The organism is Salipiger sp. 1_MG-2023 (genome assembly GCF_030547555.1).
Classification (GTDB): domain Bacteria; phylum Pseudomonadota; class Alphaproteobacteria; order Rhodobacterales; family Rhodobacteraceae; genus Salipiger.
This window is the reverse complement of record NZ_JAUOQN010000161.1, coordinates 1-1,103: the sequence shown is the minus strand read 5'-3', so window position 1 is coordinate 1,103 and position 1,103 is coordinate 1. Positions and strand designations below refer to the sequence as shown.

Here is a 1,103-nt window from a genome sequence, read left to right as displayed (position 1 = left end):
GATGAAGGACTGGCACAAACTCAAGCCAGAGCTGTTCAAGAAACAGCCATATTACCTGCCGGGATGTGACAGCTATCAACTCGTCCCACTCTTCTTCATGACAAAGCGTCTCGCCCTCCCAAGCGCGCAGCGTTGCGCGGATCCGTCAATGGGTGCGCGTCGTGGTCACAAGCGTCTCGGTTTCGCTTCGGGTTGCCCAACTTCCGCGCCGCGCACCACGCTCCCACGTTATACGTGCTGTCGGGGTGAAGTCGCCCGGGCTGGCCAGTTCGTAGGTCTCGACGCATTTCATGCTGACTGTCAGGTCACTGGCAACAATACGGAAGGTGCCGCTATCGTCGGTGATCGTGACACGCGCGCCGCCCTTGTCCAGATGCTCGACCTTCCAGTCAAAGCCACTTTTATCGAGCGTTTCAGTCTCCGTCGGCGGTGCCTCGACAGGTGTGCCGAAATCACGCAGTTCGCCATCAGGTCCGTTGCGTTCAGGCAAGGTGAGGGTGCAATTCGCCAGATCGAGCGTCAGCACCGCTGCCTCGGGCGACGGCCATACCATCGGGAAGTAAGTGTTCGAGAGTGCAAGGCGCAGCTTGTGCCCCTTGCGCAGTGTCTGGGCCACGTGTTTCAGCGGAACGCGCGCCCTGTAGGTCTGGCCTGCTACCAGCATCTCGGGGTGTTCGTGACTGTCCCGGTGGGTGAGGTTTAGCACTCCGTAGCTGAAGCGCGTCGCGCTGCCGTCCGGCGCCACATCCATCAAACGCACCGCAATGAGCGCCACAGGCTTGTCGCAAGTAAAACTGATGTCGAGCGTGGGGTCTCCGGCGATCTCGAAATCGGCCTCGAGCGGTGGGGTCTCAAACGTAACGCTTGCCTCGTCATCCGGCCCCTGATCCACCGGCTGATCGCCATGTTTGCCGTAAGAGCACCACTTGCCCGCCTGCAACCCGACCGTGGCAGGCGTGGAGACATCCACCCTCCCCTGCCCCACGCCGTTGCGCGCCAACGTGCCAGCCTCGTCAAGCGACCAGGCAAGCTGGACGACGAGAACGAACAGATCGCCGACCTGCTGCTCGGGCTGACAAAAGCAAAGAAGAGCTGGGGCTTTG

1 protein-coding gene is annotated in these 1,103 nt (G+C 61.2%); it reads right to left on the bottom strand.

Annotation, left to right across the window (positions count from 1 at the left end):
- Positions 1 to 145: 145 nt before the first annotated feature.
- Positions 146 to 1,103, bottom strand: a 958-nt coding sequence (locus tag Q4543_RS24380) for a CocE/NonD family hydrolase C-terminal non-catalytic domain-containing protein (protein WP_303442746.1), incomplete at its 5' end; no start/stop codon positions are given.